Genomic DNA, 14,606 nt, shown 5'->3' on the forward strand with positions numbered 1-14,606 from the left:
AAGTAAATTCCCCTCTTGGGAGGGGTGGCGCGTAGCGACGGGGTGGGTCTCGGCGTACACGCTAAACAGGTACTCTCCCTGGGGAGAAGGGTTGGGGGCGAGGGGCCGAGAACTACTTCTATTGGTAGATTCTCACTCCTTAAACAGAAACAGCAGTAAGCTTTTCTTGAGTCTCTGTTGTTTTCAACAGCGCAGTAAAATAAACATCATTCAAGTCTGGGTCTACGGCGGTGAAGGCTTCGCCCGGACGGGTTTTACTCCAAACGCGAACCGAGCGCTGACCTCTCGCCATTCGCGAGGTGATCACCCTCCAGTCTGGATTAATCTCATCTGTAGATGCGATCGCCCGCTGCCATATCTGACCTTGTAGCGTTTCTACTAAGCGGCTCGGGCTTCCTTGCCGCACGATTTCTCCTTTGTTTAGAATCGCCATATTTGGGCACAGATCTGCTACATCTTCAACAATATGAGTAGACAAAATCAGTACTCTATCTTGACTAATATCAGCCAAAATATTTTGAAAGCGAATGCGCTCTGTCGGGTCAAGGCCAGCCGTTGGCTCATCTACAATCACCATCTGAGGAGATCCTAGCAGTGCCTGCGCGATGCCGAATCGCTGCCGCATGCCGCCAGAAAAGGTGCCGAGCTTTTGTTGGCGCTGTGCGTACAGGTTTACCAGCTCAAGCTGATGATTAACCATATTTTGCCGCTGCGCTCGGTGGGTGAAGCCTTTAAACACCGCCAGCTGATTCAGCAGTTCTGCTGCGGAAACGTTGGGATACACGCCAAAATCTTGAGGCAGATAGCCGAGCTGCTGGCGGGCTGAGTGGGGATTGCTCAGTACATCTATCCCGTTGAGATAAACAGCACCGCTGTCAGCTGCTTGCAAAGTGGCTAGCGTTCTCATAAAGGAAGACTTGCCAGCACCGTTAGGACCAAGCAGCCCGAAAATACCAGAGCCGATATCTAGGGAGATATCTCGCAGCGCTTGGATGCCGTTCGCGTAGGTTTTGTTGAGCTTTTGAATAGAGAGCATATTGTGTAGATGAATGGTTGAATTTGCGGCAATATTTTAGATAGGAACGATGTCATCGAAATCACAAAAGCTAGAGTTGCAATTGTTGCAAGTTTTCGATTGGCTAGAGAAAAGCTCAAGCATCATACGACTACGTCCTATCGGACGCGCCCATGGGCAACCGCAGCCGCCACAGCAGCCCTGCTGAAAGCGCACTCACCGCTGCACTAAAGTAAAACGGCGCACCCACGGCAACTTGGGTATACAAGAATCCAGCAAACAGGCTAGCGGGCAGAGCGGCTAAGCCCACGAGCATGTGAAAGGTGCCGATTTCTGCGCCTTTGCGCTGGGGATGCACCAAATCGGCGACCAGTGCCTTTTGAACGCCTCGGGTCAGCGCGTTGTAGAGGCCATAGAATAAGAACAGTATCCAAATAAAGGCCGGAGAAGTTGCGATCGCAAACCCCAAATACACCAGCGCAAACAGCCCGTATCCCATCATCAATAGCGGCACACGTCCTACTCGGTCCGAAGTTCTGCCGACTGCCGTGGCTAGCAGCACCGAAACGAGATTAAACGCGGCGTAGAGCAGCAGCAGTCCAGGGCCGCTGAAGCCTAAATCTTGCGATCGCAATAGCAGAAACGCATCTGAAGAATTGCCCAGCCCAAATAAAGCAACAATTCCTAGATACTGACGATACGTGGAAGAAAGTCCTTGAAACGTGAACCTTGGTACAGAGCGCCGCCTATTAGACTCATTGGCTAATCGCGATTCTTTCACACCCTTAAGCAATACCAAGACGCCTATCGCCGCTGGCAAAAACGCCAGCAAAAATACGCCGCGATAGTTTTGCGCGAACTGCCATAAAAAGACCAGACCCACCAGCGGCCCTAACACTTCACCGATTGTCTCTAGACTGTGGTGCAGCCCATAAGCGCGGCCTCGCTGCTCCGGCGCACAGTTCTCTGCAATCAGCGCGTCTCGCGGTGCGGCCCGCAGTCCTTTGCCCACTCGATCTAGCAGCCGAGCACCGAGAACCGTGCCCCAGCCGCCGGCAATTGCCAATCCCAGCTTAGAAATCGCCCCTAGCCCATAGCCCGCTACCGCAAACGGTTTTCGCTGTCCCGCGCGATCAGAAAGCCAGCCCGAATACAGCTTTATCAGGCTTGCCGTACTCTCTGCAATGCCTTCTACCACGCCGAGCGTCCAGACCGGCGCACCCAGCACAGCCGTCAGAAAAAGCGGCGTGATCGGATACACCATCTTACTCGCCAAATCTGAGAAGAGACTGACCCATCCCAGTGCTTTGACGGTCGGATGCATTTTGTCTGGAGAGAAATCCGCAGAGGCCAAGCTTTCTACTGTTGCTTCGCCAGATTCGCCGCCAGATTCATTACTAGATTCGCCGCTGGTGGGGAGCTTACGCACTGACTGCTCCTGCTTCCACTACATTGCTTGCTATCGTTTCTGGCACCGTTGTCGGTACTACTTTCGGTGTTACTGATGGCTGGTCTTTTGCGATCGAGATGTTTAGCTGAGATTGCGCTGGAGCCTGTGGCGCTGGAACCTGTAGCACTGGAGCTGATTGCGCTTGAATCTGTTGCGTTTCAACCTGTTGCGTTTGAACCTTTGGCAGTAGCTTCACCGGACTCGCCTGCATTCTCTGATTTAGCAACGTCTGAAACTGATCTTGTAACAGTCGCTGTCGCATCGGTTCATCAAGCTGTGCGGGAATCAGCTTTTCGCAGCGCACAATAATCATCCAGTCGCCAATCTTAGCTGGCTCCCAAAGCTGTCCCTCTTCGCTCAGCTGTAGCATCCTGGCTAGAATTGGATGGGGCACACTCATCTCTATCGGCCCCACTAGCCCGCCTGTTTGCGCCTCTTTCCCTTCCGAGTACTGCCTCGCGATATCGGCAAAGCTTGCTCCGTCATCGCATAGCCGAAAGTAAAGCTCTTGAGCTAGCTCCTTATTTTTCGTTCTAATCAGCGAATACACCACCCGATCAAACTGGCCTTTGCGCTCAAGAAAGAAAGTTTGTAGGCGATCGCCCCACGTCTGCTCTTTAAACAGAACCAAGCGCATCTCTCGAATGGCTTCTAGGCGCATCTGCTCCGGCGTTAGGTGCGCCTGCTGACACCATGCCTGCTGCTGCTCTTCGGTTTGTAGCTTTCGCTGCTGACAAAACTGCGCGAAAGCAACAGCCGGATCGCACGATACGCCTTCAATTAGCTCATCGACAATGGTTTCTTTGACAAACGTTTCTAACAGCCGATATTGCAGTAGCTTTTGAACCAGAGTAGGCGTATCAATCGACTTAGTGCCGATTTGGAGAGCAGCGTTCATAGTAGTGAAAATATTTCAAGGAATGTTTTTTTGTAGAAGTCTTCGTCCCGCGACTTCTAGAAGGATGGCACCAGGAAGCGTGACAACTTACGAAGAAGGACTTTGTAAGTAGCGGCTTTTAATTGGTGGCTTCAGGGACGCACCAGGTAAATTCCACAGTGTAAATCTTACAATCTTTTTCGCTTATCGGAAACCATTTTCAATAATATATAGGATGCCTTCAGAATCTTTAGCGCGTTTTGGTCGCAGTCACCCGTGGCCGTCGGCAGCTCAAGAGATCTCGCTCACCTTGTACTGTGCCACCGGAATCAACGACTCTGAAGTCCCCGATTTCATCTGGCTCATCACCTGATGGCTTACTTCTACGCGGGCACGATATCGCTCTGTTGGCTGTTGTCCGATGTTTTGCTCAGCGCCTATCTCAGGAGCCTTCCAGCAGATCTCGACTTCTGCCCAGCGCAGCTTTTTCTCTAGCTTCTTTGCCAGCACCTGCGCCCGAATCATCGGTATCCAGGGTAGAACCCACCGCAGCAGTCGGTGCGACAGCTTCCCTGGGTCGCGCCTAATAATTCGCGCCGACCTCGGCTGCGCTAACCAGTCCCAGCCCTGCTGCATCCACAGCGATCGCTCTGCGATCTGCGCCCACGAACTCATGCCGCTCCAACCTCGGTAGAACGGTTCTAATTCGCTAACCTTTCCTTTTCGATATATCAGCGTATCTAGTATCTCTGGCTCCAAATGGCCCCAGAGCTGACCTGTTGGAAAATCAATTAGCGTCGGTGCGAAATTATGGCCGCCAAAGTGAGTCGTTTGCCATACGCTGAGCGGCTCAGATAGTGCTTTAGATTCGGCGTAGCGATCGCGCAATGTTCGATACAGTGGCGTGCCGAATCGTCCGCAGGCGAGGTCGTAACGGGTGTGGGTGCAAACGAACAGTGCCCGAGCTGAGGGCTGACGATAGGGGACAAAAGTGTCCGTTTCTTTGGGCTTGAAGAGGAGGGCGCGAACGAGCGGCACGAGCTGTTCGATGGGGATGTGGTAGTGCCACTGGCGATAGGTAGCAGCAGCTTCGGGGGGCTGCTGGTAAAAGAAGAGGTGCCGTTTGTCTTTTGTAGAGGTGGTTTTGTCAGGGGCGATCGCCAAAATTCGCAAATCTCTCCACAGCCGAGGCCGCCGCTCAATCTGAGCAAACAGCATTAGCAGCTCAGGGGATGACTGCGCCCAAGGATTTTTTGCCCAGGGCTGAGGCACCTCGATTAACAGCCACAGCCGCGCTGTTATTGCTGTGCCGATCGGGTCTTCTCGATTGACTTTGGACGTGATGGAACAGTACTGACAAGCCTGATCAACCGTCTGCCAGCTAGCAACCATAATAAATAATTAATGGGAATCTATCCTACCTAAGCCATGCTACCGTGGAGCTTAACAATTTGATTTCTTTTTCGTGAGCTTTAATTTCAGACCTCGTCTGCCGAAGAGAATAAACAAGAAGCTAACGCTGGGTGTGTTCATTAGCCTGGTGGTGCTGGTTGCGATCGCAGTCATCACCCTGGCCAAATTACGAAGCAATTCGGGCGTTTATTATCCGCCGCCGCCCGATGCTTCCGGCCCGGCGCTAGTATTTCCAACGCCTGCAGATGCGGTTGGTCTGCCGATTCGTCTGTCTGTTCGTAAGAGCGTCACGGCGCTCACACCAGCTGAGAAAGCAGCCTTCGTCACTGCGGTTGATACGCTGCAAAATACTTACCCCGAAGGCTCTGAAGTTAGCCTGTACGAACAGTTTGTCGTTCAGCACATTCTAACGATGGGCTTTCGCCAAAGCCTGGGTGCGACTGGCCCCGCTCGCGGCAATCCCGCTCACAGCTATCCAGCGTTTTTGCCTTGGCACCGCCAGTTCCTGCTCGATTTTGAACAGGCGCTGCAAACGATTGATCCTAGCGTCACCGTTCCTTACTGGGACTGGACCGATCCCGATGCGCTGAGCGTCATGATGCAGGGCGACTTTTTGGGCACTAGCGGCCAAGGAACCTTTGTTGAGATTCCTGAAGATGCCAGTTTGGGGAGCAGCAATTTTGAAGGTGGCAGTTTTGAAGGCGGCGCGGTCCAAACCAGCACATTTGCAGACTGGCAGCTCAATGAACGCATTCATTTTGACGCCATCTCCCTAGAATCACTGGGCCCCCACCTGCTTCGATTCTCAACTCTACCGCCTTTCGACGGCTACCCGTTGCCGCCAAGCGAGATAGAGACTCTCTTTAATACTGATAATTACGAAGTGTTCAATGCGCTAATTGAAGGTGCTTTGGTCTCTCACGAAAAGACGGAACAAGCAGACTATGCGCCGGGTTGGGCACTTCATGCATTCGCGCATTCTGTAATCGGCGGCAGCTTAGTCGATTGGGAGGACTGGAATCAGGGTCTTGCTCATCAGCTCGATATTCTAGGCACAATGGACAGCATTCCTTGTTCTCCTTATGACCCGATCTTTTGGTTGCATCATGCCAACGTGGATCGGCTTTGGGCGCAGTGGCAGGATGAAGGGCATAGCGGCGAAGACTTTTATCCGGCGCGCGATCGCCCCTTTGGACACAACCTATCCGATCCGATGTGGCCTTGGGACGGTGGGCTTTCTGCCCCTGGAAACTACGGCCCCGAAGGGGCAGACCTGAACGCTCTCTATAGTGCGCCAGCTACCAGCAAAATTGTGAGGGCAAAGGATGTCTTAGACTTTCGGCAGCTAGGCTATACCTACACAGCCCTCACAGACACAGCTCTCACAGATACAGGTTCAGCTATTGACGAGGACGCTGAATCGTGACGAACTGGTTAGTTTGTTCGCAGCGGCGAGTTCGTCCTCAGCTCCGGCTTTTCTGCTTTCCGTATGCTGGTGGATCTGCCTGGATGTTTCGCTCCTGGGCTAGCCAGCTTCCAGAAAGCATTGAAATCATAGCAGTTGAGCTACCAGGGCGGGGCAAACGACTCGCAGAACCAGCGCTGACGGATTTGGCCGCTATCGTGCAGGCGCTCGGTCCTCAGCTACTGCCGCACTTAAACGTTCCTTTTGCTGTTTTTGGCCACAGTATGGGTGCGCTAGTCGCTTTTGAAACATGCCAGTGGCTTAGACGCTCCGCACAGATTACGCCTGTTCACTTCTGGGCCGCTGCTGCTCGTGCGCCACATCTAGCCGTTCAGCCGCCCCTCATGCACACGCTCGACGATGACGCTTTTATCAACAGGCTCAAACAATACAAAGGCACACCCACCAGCGTATTGAACAATACTGAGCTGATGGCTTTGATGGTGCCAACATTACGCGCAGACTTTGCGGTGCTAGAAACCTATACTTACCAATCTAGTACGCCCTTTCCTTTTCCTATCACAGGACTATGGGGCGAGTCAGATGCCATCGTGAGCAAAACAGATGTCGCCGCTTGGCAAACCCACACGCCAAACTTCATACTACAGGCGATCGCAGGCCACCACTTTTTCATCCATCAGTCCTCATTTGCCAATACGCTAATCCCTACCCTAAAGCCTCTGCTAACGTTCGATGAATGATCTGCTTTTAGTAGACCTCATCATGAGAGCCAATATCTATGAGTAAAATATCGTTCGTTTCAGAGTCCTCTACAAAGCTAAAAACTATACGACAGTCATACTCAACTGAGCAGGCCCAGCTTCCGACCAATTTTCCCTTCAGTCGATGAGTTTGCAGCGTTGGAGTAAAAGGATCGTCTACTAAAAGCCTTAATCTATTTTCTATCCGAGTCTCTATATTTGGCCGACGACGAACCAAACGTTTGAAAGCACGCTTAAAAGAGGAAGTGAATATGAGCTGTCTCACGATCTGAGTTCAGCCATAACTTCATCGACGGTTCCGCTGAATACCTGTCCTGACTTATAGTCTTTCTTCGCTTGGGCAATATTCTCAGCAATTTCATCACGTCGTCGTTCAACCAACCGCTGATGCATCAGCTTCACAAGTAGTTCTTGGTCTTCGACCGAAAGTGTTTCAATGCTTTCTAGAACCTGATCTAGGGTAGAAATTTGTGCCATGTTTTAACCTCTAAACTTTGATTCTAACCATACCAACACGCTATTTCATCTTGCAGCTATGCCTGCTATCCCACTAACTCTGCGACATAGTTTGGTTCAATAGCGGTTGCCTCTAGCCCGGAGGCCGCAATCGCCCTTTCGCACTTACCAAGGTTGGCTTCTCCAGCGTAAACTGTACGGCCTAGGCGGTGGGCGATCGCCAATATCTTCTCCTCGGGCAGCCAGGGAAACATCACAATATCGCCCGGACGAGATAGCAGTTTCAACAGCTGCTTGAGCTTATCGTCGCTGTATTCTGCATTCGGAATCACCACGACGTTTTCGGCCTGGTCGATTAGCCAGTCGTGCGCCCAATCGTTACCGGTGATAGCGATCGCCAGTTTGGCCATCGGTGCCCACTTGGCAAAAATCGGAATGGCAGTGTCTCCACAGAAAACCAGATGCTGGCCCTCAAGCTGATACCAGCCTGGCGCAATCTGGGTCTTTTGCGCCGTCTTTTGCTTCGCCTTATAGCCATCTATGCGGCTGACGCCCTTTCCACCGTCTGCATTTGCTAAAATTCCTTCGACAGCTGCTTCATCGTCTATTGAGCGAGCAATCACCGTGATAATTTCAGGTCTGCCAGCTGGCCCTGATGACGCATCTCCTGGTTGCTGTTGCCCTTCACCACCCTGTTTGCTCATTCGCTGGGTAGGCGGTTTATCGGCTTTCGCCAGCAGTCTTTTTTGGGCTCTGTCTTTTTGAGCCTTGGCTGACTCTGCTAGCCGCCGCTTTTGAATCGTTTCTCGCAGCTCCTTCGCCGTCATGGTGTCGCCTTGCTCAGCAGCGCGAATGATCTGGTCTCTGAGCTCATCTGGCACAGAAGGAGAGGCTAGCTGATAGAGCAGTGAGGTAGCAATGTTCACCTTTGCAAGATTTGCAAATCTGTCGCCGAAGGTTTCATACACATTAATGAAGTTGTAGGCTGTGCGCTGACTCCAGCCGAACTCAGCTTTGATCCAGGTCAAGAATTGTCCGTACTTTAGGCGCGTCCTGACATCTGATAGTTTTTGGCCAATTTCCCAAACATCTTGAGCAGATCGTCTGAGGCGCTCTCTGATTTCTCCTGTCCGCTGCTGGACGATGGAGCGCTGACTCGCCTCTAAGCTGTCATAGTCGAACAGGTGATTAATAGTCGCAGGCGTTGCAGAACGGGCCATTGGAAAGATCTCAGCAGCTATTGGGAGGGTGGTTTATGAGAGAGTTTCTGAGAAGAGCGTAACGCGCATTTATTAAGTTAGCAAAACATTTTCCATAATAATTGTACTCTGTTAACTTGACTTCATGAAACTCATATGCATCAGATGTCAACTATTTCGAGTACGTAACGATAATGGTTCGCAAAAAAGTTCAGCGCTCTGTATTCTGAATAGTGCCCTTTCTATTGATCCTCCCTACAACAAGAATGGCTCGACCCCTTCGCCCGCCAGAAGCACCTTCTCAGGCGTCCTGGCAAATGCCTTCAGATACTTCACTGGGGGAAATTGCTCGATTTTGCTGGAGAACGGCTGCTTTACAGGAAAAACGTCGGTTCGCGTTCGCGCTACTGCTGCTGTTTGCACTCTCTATACTGGTCGGTGCTGTTCTCGTTTTTGAGAGTGTTCAGCGCGGCGAGTTTATCTCTGCGCTAGCGGCGCGCGACTTTGCTAGGTTTCGTGGGGCATCGGTGTTGCTTGCCGGTATTTTGATACTCAGTGCGCTGCTGCTGTCGTTTAGCGCTTACGTGCGCGATCGCCTGGGCTTGTCTTGGCGCAAGGGTTTCTCTCGTCAGGTAATGAAAGCTTACCTAGCGGATAGACACTATTATCACCTGCCTACAGAGGTTGACAACCCGGATCAGCGCATCTCAGAAGACATTAAGAACGTTTCCCAACTATCTTTTACGGTCTTATCTATATTTTTAGAATCGGGCGTACAGCTGATTGGGTTTATTGGCGTATTGCTCTCTATTTCTTTGGGCCTGACTGGATTTTTGCTGGTCTATGCTTTGCTTGGCAGTGTGATCGCAATACTCATCTTTGGTCGCAGGCTCACCCGCATCAATGCCGAGCAGCTAAAGCGCGAAGCTGACTTTCGATTCAACCTAATTGACGTTCGAGAAAATGCCGAATCTATCGCTTTCTATCACGCTCAAAGCGCAGATCATACTCAAAGTATAGACAGCTCATCACATATAGATACCGCCTCTAGTGCGGGCAGTTTGCCCAACAACCTAGAGAGCCGTACTGCTCATGACCAGTTTAACCGAGTCGTCTGGAACTTCAATCGATTCATCCGCTGGCAGCTTGGCTTAGACTGTTTTCAAAATGGCTATCAGTATCTCACTTTTATTTTGCCTAGCCTTATCCTTGCGCCTAGGATACTGGCAGGCGATCTGGAAGTTGGGGCAATTGTACAATCACAAGCGGCTTTTGATCGCATCTGGCTATCGCTGAGTCTGATTGTGGTGCAGTTTGAGCAGCTGACGGCGCTAGCGGCGAGTACGGCTAGGTTACACTCTCTGCTTAGCGCTATACAGCGGCAGCGATCCAAATATATGTCAACAATTGATATAGTTGAACAGCCTCAGATAGCTGTGAGTAATCTATCGCTTTACTTGCCTGCTGACCTGGGGCCTACTGACTCAGGGGAGAAGTTACCAGAGAAGCTAGCTGGAAAGCAACAAACGCTATTTGAAGATCTCTCTTTTTCTGTTGATGCGTCGCTTTTGATTGTGGGGCCAAGCGGTATTGGAAAGAGTTCTTTGGTGAAGGCGATCGCAGCGCTTTGGAAAACAGGGCAAGGCACAATTGCCAGACCCGATAGCGTTCTCTTTTTACCTCAAAAACCGTACCTGACCCTCGGAACGCTGCGAGAACAGCTTTTGTACCCCAAGGCGTTAGAGAAGGCGTTAGAGGACAGCGAAATCTCCGATGAAAGACTGCAATCTGTTCTAAGCCAGGTGCAGCTATCTCACCTAAGCGATCTGGGCAGCAGCCTCGACTGGGCCAATCAACTCTCAACCGGAGAACAGCAGCGACTGGCGATCGCTCGCCTGCTGCTACAAAATCCCAGCTACGCCATCTTAGATGAAGCGACCAGCGCCCTCTCTCTCCAGCAGGAAGAACACCTCTACCAGCAGCTAGCTAAAACAAATATCTGCTTTATCAGTATCGGACATCGGCCAAGTTTAACTGCCTATCACCAGCAGATTCTCACCCTCAAAGACGCTCATACCTGGACACTTCAGTCTGCTCATGACTAACGAAACCGTTCGCGCTGCTGATACTGATTCTGTTGATGCCTATTCTGTTGATAAGAGCACGCTGCTTGCCGTAGTACTTCCCTACTGGAAGTCAAAAGAGAAGTGGGGCGCTTGGGGACTGCTGGCGCTACTGGTTTTACTACTATTAATTCGTACTGGATTGCAGGTTGTCTTTTTGATCTACGGTGGCGAGCTAACTTCTGCGCTTGCCGCTCAAGATAGCGATCGTTTTTTTCAAGCAGCCACTATATTTGCCATTATCTTAATTGTCAGCGTCCCGTTTGCTTCCGTCAGCAGCTACATTCGAGCGAAGCTAGCGCTGTTTTGGCGGACTTGGCTCACTCGCAACTACTTGCAACAGTATCTAAGTCAGCAAACCTTCTACCAGTTGCGTCTAAAAGGAGATGTTGATAATCCCGCTCAGCGGATTGAAGAAGATATCAGGACCCTAACGCAAGAAACGCTTCGGCTTTTTGAGATTGTTGTAGAATCGTGCTTTCAGCTGATTGGATTTGCGGGTTTGCTGTGGTCTATTTCGCAACCACTGATGCTGTTTTTGCTAGGCTATGCGGCGGTTGGAAGTGCGATTGCTGCATTTGGTTTTGGCAGGCCGCTGCTGCGTATTAATGCAGAACAGCTCAAGCGAGAAGCTACTTTTCGCCACGATCTCGCGCGCATTCGAGAAAATACAGAAGCGATCGCCCTCTATAGAGGAGAACCACAAGAATTCTCTCGAAGCTGGCACCAGTTCGGGCGGGTATTCGATAACTTTACTCGTCTGATTCGCTGGCAGCTCGGTCTCAACCTCTTTCAAAATCACTACCGCTATGCCACCTTTCTGATTCCTGGATTCATCCTTGCCCCGCGCCTTTTTTCAGGAGAATTAGAGATTGGCGATGTTACTCAAGCTGGCGCAGCCTTTACGCTCACGCTTTCCGCCCTTGCCCTGATTGTCCTTCAGCTACAGCAGCTCACCCGCCTTGGCGCAGCTACCCAGAGACTAAGGCAGTTCAGGCTTGCACTTTTACGATTCTCTCACCCTGCTGCAAGTACAGAATCTGCAAGTGCGGAACTAAAAGTAAAACAAAAAGCGCAACAGACAACCATTGCTCGAAATTATGGCCCACAGCTTGTTATTAACGATCTATCCCTCACAACACCCGATGGTAAAAATCAGCTTGTAAAGGCGCTATCGCTAAGACTGAGCGAAGGAGAGAGTCTATTGATTATGGGGCCGAGCGGGGTAGGGAAAAGCTCTTTGCTGCGGGCGATCGCCGGACTTTGGCAAAGTGGACAAGGCAGCATTCAGTGTCCTGCTTCTACTGCGTTTATTCCTCAGCGCCCCTATATGCCGCCGGGTAATCTGCGATCGATTCTTCTCTATCCCGATCCAGATAGATTCGCCTCTGTTGAAACAGAACGGCTGCGCCAGCTGCTCGAACAAGTTAATCTTCCTAAGCTGGCAACTGCCTCCTTCGATCGGCCAGTGAGCAGAACACTGTCTTTAGGAGAACAACAGCGTCTAGCCTTTGCCCGTCTGCTGCTATGCTCTCCTCAATGCGTTATTCTCGACGAAGCCACGAGCGCACTTGATACCACAAACGAAAACCATCTTTACCAGCAGCTTCAGCGCCATTCCATCACGCCTATAAGCGTAGGCCACCGTCCTTCGCTCAAACACTATCATCAGAATTTGCTGCACTTGAGCGATAGTGGAAACTGGCAGGTTTCACCCATTTCCCCAAGATACTAAAGATCTACGCCAGATACACTACGCCAGGTGATCTTGTAAGGCTTTGACGGTTAGCTGATTGCTTTTGAGAGAGCGGATTGCTGCGAGGGTGGCTTTGGCACCGGCAAGGGTCGTGACTGTAGGGATTTTGTAGTCGAGAGCGGTACGGCGTAGGATGCGATCGTCTTCTTGGGCAGCTTCTCCGACTGGAGAGTTAACAATGAGCTGGATGTTTTGGTTTTTGATGGCGTCGCCTACGTGAGGACGGCCTTCGTGGATTTTGAGGATAGACTCAACGGCGATGCCTGCTTCGTTAATTGTGCGGTAGGTGCCGCTGGTGGCTACGATGCCAAAGCCTGCTTCGACAAACGCTTGGGCAATAGGAACAACTGCCGGTTTGTCTCTGTCGTTGACGGAGATAAAGACGGTACCTGACTGGGGCAGGATCTGTCCGGCGGCTAGCTCGGCTTTGGCATAAGCTTGGCCAAAGCTGTCGGCGATGCCCATGACTTCACCGGTAGAGCGCATTTCTGGACCTAGTAATGTGTCGGTACCCGTAAATTTGTTGAAGGGTAGGACGGCTTCTTTGACGGAGAGGTAGGGCGGAATGATCTCTTCGGTCAGGCCAAGGTCGGCCAGGGTTTTACCAGACATGACTCGGACGGCGATCTGAGCGAGGCGCGCGCCTGTGGCTTTGGAGACGAAGGGGACGGTACGAGAGGCACGGGGGTTAGCTTCAATAATGTAGACCTGTTCGCCTTGAATGGCGTATTGGATGTTCATCAAACCGATGACGTTCAGACGCTTGGCGAGCTTGAAGGTCCAGTTGCGGATGGTGGCAAGGGTAGCGTCGGACAGACTGACGGTGGGTAGGGTGCAGGCGGAATCACCGGAGTGAATACCGGCTTGCTCGATGTGTTCCATGATGCCGCCGATGACAGCGGTGCCGGTGTGGTCTGCGATCGCATCGACATCTACTTCAATTGCATTTTCTAGAAACTTATCGATCAAAATCGGATGATCGGGCTCTACCTGTACGGCAGTGGTCATATAGCGAACAAGATCTTCATCGGAGTAGACAATTTCCATCGCGCGGCCACCGAGCACGTAGCTGGGACGAACGACAACGGGATAATCGATGTCTTGGGCAATTTTCAGGGCTTCGGCGTTGCTGCGAGCCAGGCCGTTAGGCGGCTGACGGATATCGAGTTCGCGCAGCATCTGCTCAAAGCGTTCGCGATCTTCAGCGGCGTCGATTGAGTCGGGAGAGGTGCCCCAGATTTTGGTTTTGATCGGCTGGGTGGGGGGTGCGGCTTCGCTCAGCCCCCGTAGATTGCTGTCACCGAGAGTGCTGTCACCGAATCCTGAGCGGAGTCGAAGGGTGGCTGGATCATCGTTGACTTCATCTAGATATTCTTGCAGAGGAACGGCCAGCTTGAGCGGGGTTTGGCCACCGAACTGGATGATGATGCCGTCGGGGTTTTCAGCTTCGATGATGTTGAGCACGTCTTCTTTGGTGAGAGGCTCAAAGTAGAGGCGATCGCTGGTGTCGTAGTCGGTAGAAACGGTCTCTGGGTTGGAGTTGACCATGATGGTTTCATAGTCGTCGGCCTGCAGAGCAAAAGAGGCGTGGCAGCAGCAGTAGTCAAACTCGATGCCTTGACCAATGCGGTTAGGCCCACCGCCTAAGATCATGATTTTGCGGCGCTCGGAAGGGAGAACTTCGCTTTCTTCTTCGTAGGTGGAGTAGTAGTAGGGCGTGGTGGATTCAAATTCGGCAGCGCAGGTATCGACCATCTTGTAGACAGGGATAACGCCGAGCGATTTGCGATAGGTACGAACGGTGTCTTCACCGGCTTTGGTGGCAAAGGCAATTTGCCTATCGCTGAAGCCTTCTTGTTTGATAGCCAGCATTTGAGCTTTATTGATGTCGGGTAGGGGCGTTTGCCTAATGAATTTTTCGACGGTGATGAGGCTCGCTAGTTTATCTAGAAACCAAGGATCGATAGCGGTGAGCTCGTAGATTTCTTCGACCGATAGCCCTAGCTTCATTGCGTGGTGAACGGCGAAGATCCGCTCTGGATGGGGGCGGCGCAGATCGCTGCGAACTTGGGAGAGGGTGGGTAGCTTTTCGGCGCGATCGCATCCCCAACCCGCTCTACCGGTTTCTAG

Annotated in this window: 12 protein-coding genes; 4 read left to right on the forward strand and 8 right to left on the reverse strand. The window is 51.6% G+C overall.

Annotated elements, in window-relative coordinates; all coding sequences use genetic code 11:
• Positions 1-139: 139 nt before the first annotated feature.
• The 4 genes from IQ256_RS25280 to IQ256_RS25295 all read right to left on the reverse strand — a co-directional run bounded on the left by IQ256_RS25280 (position 140) and on the right by IQ256_RS25295 (position 4,734).
• Positions 140-1,036, reverse strand: a complete 897-nt coding sequence (locus tag IQ256_RS25280) for an ABC transporter ATP-binding protein (protein WP_193858472.1) — start codon at positions 1,034-1,036, stop codon at positions 140-142.
• Between the two features lie 130 nt (positions 1,037-1,166).
• Positions 1,167-2,444, reverse strand: a complete 1,278-nt coding sequence (locus IQ256_RS25285) for an MFS transporter (protein WP_193858473.1) — start codon at positions 2,442-2,444, stop codon at positions 1,167-1,169.
• The gene (locus IQ256_RS25290; protein WP_193858474.1) at positions 2,437-3,363 is read right to left on the reverse strand and encodes a peptidylprolyl isomerase; all 927 of its coding nucleotides are present in this window, start codon (positions 3,361-3,363) and stop codon (positions 2,437-2,439) included. Before IQ256_RS25290 ends, IQ256_RS25285 begins: the two co-directional genes overlap by 8 nt.
• Before the next feature lie 270 nt (positions 3,364-3,633).
• Positions 3,634-4,734: a sucrase ferredoxin gene (locus IQ256_RS25295; RefSeq protein WP_193858475.1), complete on the reverse strand. Its 1,101-nt coding sequence runs from the start codon at positions 4,732-4,734 to the stop codon at positions 3,634-3,636.
• Between the two features lie 73 nt (positions 4,735-4,807).
• Between IQ256_RS25295 and IQ256_RS25300 the strand changes: the two genes are divergently transcribed.
• Positions 4,808-6,181 (forward strand): tyrosinase family protein, encoded by a 1,374-nt coding sequence (locus tag IQ256_RS25300; RefSeq protein WP_370623545.1) that lies wholly within the window; start codon positions 4,808-4,810, stop codon positions 6,179-6,181.
• Positions 6,178-6,921, forward strand: coding sequence for an alpha/beta fold hydrolase (locus tag IQ256_RS25305; protein ID WP_193858476.1), 744 nt, complete (start codon positions 6,178-6,180; stop codon positions 6,919-6,921). Before IQ256_RS25300 ends, IQ256_RS25305 begins: the two co-directional genes overlap by 4 nt.
• 7 nt (positions 6,922-6,928) lie before the next feature.
• Here IQ256_RS25305 and IQ256_RS25310 read toward each other — a convergent pair whose 3' ends face one another.
• From IQ256_RS25310 to IQ256_RS25320, 3 genes are all read right to left on the reverse strand, one after another.
• The gene (locus IQ256_RS25310) at positions 6,929-7,207 is read right to left on the reverse strand and encodes a type II toxin-antitoxin system mRNA interferase toxin, RelE/StbE family (RefSeq protein WP_193858477.1); all 279 of its coding nucleotides are present in this window, start codon (positions 7,205-7,207) and stop codon (positions 6,929-6,931) included.
• Positions 7,204-7,419, reverse strand: a complete 216-nt coding sequence (locus IQ256_RS25315) for a hypothetical protein (protein WP_193858478.1) — start codon at positions 7,417-7,419, stop codon at positions 7,204-7,206. Before IQ256_RS25315 ends, IQ256_RS25310 begins: the two co-directional genes overlap by 4 nt.
• 65 nt (positions 7,420-7,484) lie before the next feature.
• Complete coding sequence (locus IQ256_RS25320) at positions 7,485-8,618, reverse strand: DUF3102 domain-containing protein (RefSeq protein ID WP_193858479.1); 1,134 nt, start codon at positions 8,616-8,618, stop codon at positions 7,485-7,487.
• Positions 8,619-8,863: 245 nt separating this feature from the next.
• On the opposite strand from IQ256_RS25320, the gene IQ256_RS25325 reads away from it, so the two are divergent.
• The gene (locus tag IQ256_RS25325) at positions 8,864-10,702 is read left to right on the forward strand and encodes an ABC transporter ATP-binding protein/permease (protein WP_193858480.1); all 1,839 of its coding nucleotides are present in this window, start codon (positions 8,864-8,866) and stop codon (positions 10,700-10,702) included.
• Entirely contained in the window at positions 10,695-12,455 is a 1,761-nt protein-coding gene (locus IQ256_RS25330) for an ABC transporter ATP-binding protein/permease (RefSeq protein WP_193858481.1), read from the forward strand. Before IQ256_RS25325 ends, IQ256_RS25330 begins: the two co-directional genes overlap by 8 nt.
• 18 nt (positions 12,456-12,473) lie before the next feature.
• Here the strand turns inward: IQ256_RS25330 and carB are convergent.
• On the reverse strand, positions 12,474-14,606 hold a 2,133-nt coding region (carB, locus tag IQ256_RS25335), incomplete at its 5' end, for a carbamoyl-phosphate synthase large subunit (protein WP_193858482.1).

Origin of the sequence: cf. Phormidesmis sp. LEGE 11477 (assembly GCF_015207105.1) — a bacterium.
Classification (GTDB): Bacteria; Cyanobacteriota; Cyanobacteriia; order Phormidesmidales; family Phormidesmidaceae; genus Phormidesmis.

What these genes read in the sequence shown, in the direction of transcription:
- IQ256_RS25280 (WP_193858472.1), bottom strand. Translation starts at nt 1,036, where the DNA reads ATGCTCTCTATTCAAAAGCTCAACAAAACCTACGCGAACGGCATCCAA.
- IQ256_RS25290 (WP_193858474.1), bottom strand. Translation starts at nt 3,363, where the DNA reads ATGAACGCTGCTCTCCAAATCGGCACTAAGTCGATTGATACGCCTACT.
- IQ256_RS25295 (WP_193858475.1), bottom strand. Translation starts at nt 4,734, where the DNA reads ATGGTTGCTAGCTGGCAGACGGTTGATCAGGCTTGTCAGTACTGTTCC.
- IQ256_RS25315 (WP_193858478.1), bottom strand. Translation starts at nt 7,419, where the DNA reads ATGGCACAAATTTCTACCCTAGATCAGGTTCTAGAAAGCATTGAAACA.
- IQ256_RS25320 (WP_193858479.1), bottom strand. Translation starts at nt 8,618, where the DNA reads ATGGCCCGTTCTGCAACGCCTGCGACTATTAATCACCTGTTCGACTAT.
- IQ256_RS25325 (WP_193858480.1), top strand. Translation starts at nt 8,864, where the DNA reads ATGGCTCGACCCCTTCGCCCGCCAGAAGCACCTTCTCAGGCGTCCTGG.
- IQ256_RS25330 (WP_193858481.1), top strand. Translation starts at nt 10,695, where the DNA reads ATGACTAACGAAACCGTTCGCGCTGCTGATACTGATTCTGTTGATGCC.